Annotated in this window: 2 pseudogenes; both read left to right on the top strand. The window is 66.6% G+C overall.

Going from position 1 to position 1,845, the window contains the following annotated elements:
- Positions 1-327: 327 nt before the first annotated feature.
- Positions 328-568: pseudogene (locus tag HK417_RS24190) on the top strand (IS5/IS1182 family transposase); the annotation flags it as partial.
- 440 nt (positions 569-1,008) lie between these two features.
- Positions 1,009-1,779: pseudogene (locus tag HK417_RS24185) on the top strand (IS256 family transposase); the annotation flags it as partial.
- Positions 1,780-1,845 lie beyond the last annotated feature (66 nt).

The raw sequence follows: 1,845 nt of genomic DNA, 5'->3' as shown, positions 1-1,845 counted from the left end.
GTCTCCGGCGGAGCTCCACGGGTGGGGAAATTCAGTGAGCAGGTCTGGGGACTTTCATCTGAGCGCCGTCATTCGTGTACGCAGTTGCGACGGGCATGGCCTATGTGACGAAAAAGGTGACACAAAAGGGGATCGCTACCCTGAAAGCGAAAGGCGTCAAGGTCCCAGTATGGATGGAGCGCGTAGCACCATCGATGGTTGGAGGTGCCATGGCTCTCGGTGCTCGCAATGAGATGTCTCAAGCGTCAACTGGTGGCGAGTAGCCGGCTGAGCCCGGATCCGTCGCTGCGGACCCCACTTCCGCCCTTGAGCCGGATCATCGTTCCCATCCCGCTCGCGGTCACCCTCGCTGGCGCTTCGATCCGCGAACGCCGCGATCGGCCCCGCCGCCGCCGGTAGCTGTTCGCCCGACCGCGCCTGCGACTACGACCACGACAATTGCCGCCGCAGGCTGCGCGCCCGCGGGAGCACTCCGCGCATCGCCCGCCGCGGCGACATCCACCTCGGAATGCTCCAGCTGGCCCGCGCCTTGACCTGCTGCCGATCGTTGATCGTCGTTCTGAGGTGAACTTTCAGTTCAGCGACCAGTGCTCGACGATGAGTGTCAACCGCGCAGGGCGAGCCCGAACCAACCTCCGTGCTCGTCGAGGTGATCCACGATGTTCAGTCCAAGCTACGTCTCCACGACTTACAGCTCGCCGAACTGTGCCAGATGGTGTGATCGCGGGCGGTTCCAAAGAGTTCAAGGCGGCCGTCGGCATTCGACACAGCAGCTATGTGACGCAGTCTGTCAGTCGGCGGACTCAACGACGTCGAACCGTGCCAGTCAACCTGTCCTGAGGAGTTCTGCCGGTTGCACAGATGGTGTCGTTCCCTGGGTGACGTCCCAGGAAGTGGTGTAGCTGGTCGGAGGCCCTGAGCTCGTCGGCGAAGTGCTGGCGTGCGAGGAGCCACCGCGTGGATGTTCTGCGTGTTCCCGCCAAGGTTCACTCAGAGAAAGGCCACGCGATGGCCCTGGACCAGTCTGCCCTGCTCGAACTACTCGAGGCACTCAAAGCCGCCGAGGTGGACGATCGCATCCGCACTGCGACAGAGGCGCTCTACCAGGCGCTGATCGAAGCCGAGCTCACCGCGGTGATCGGCGCCGGCCCGCACGAGCGCACCGATGCCCGGACCGCGCAGCGCAACGGGTCCCGGCCGCGCACGCTCACCACCACCGCCGGGGATCTGGAGCTGCGGATCCCCAAGCTGCGCGCCGGCTCGTTCTTCCCCTCGCTGCTGGAGCGCCGCCGGCGGATCGACCAGGCCCTGTTCGCGGTGGTGATGGAGGCCTATCTGCACGGCGTCTCCACCCGCAAGGTCGACGACCTGGTCCGCGCGCTGGGCGCCGACACCGGCATCTCCAAGAGCGAGGTCTCCCGGATCTGCGCCGACCTGGACGCCGAAGTGGCCGCGTTCCGGGACCGCTCGCTGGCCGAGACCCCGTTTCCCTACGTGTTCCTCGACGCCACCTACTGCAAGGCCCGGGTCAACCGGCGGGTGGTCTCCCAGGCGGTGGTGATCGCCACCGGGGTGGCCGCCGACGGGCACCGGGAGGTGCTCGGCTTCACCGTCGGCGACTCCGAAGATGGCGCCTTCTGGACCGCGTTCCTGCGCACGCTCAAGGCCCGCGGACTCTCGGGCACCCAGCTGGTCATCTCCGATGCCCACACCGGGCTCAAGGCCGCGATCGGCGCGGTGCTGCTCGGCGCGGCCTGGCAGCGCTGCTGGGTGTACTGGGCCTGTAAAGAATCAACTTGTCGGCGTGTTGTTGGCGGCGGCCTGGGGACCCGGCAGTGAGGCGAG

The sequence above is a fragment of the Modestobacter marinus genome, assembly GCF_019799945.1.
GTDB lineage: Bacteria > Actinomycetota > Actinomycetes > Mycobacteriales > Geodermatophilaceae > Modestobacter > Modestobacter marinus_B.
This window is presented reverse-complemented; position numbering and strand designations above follow the sequence as displayed.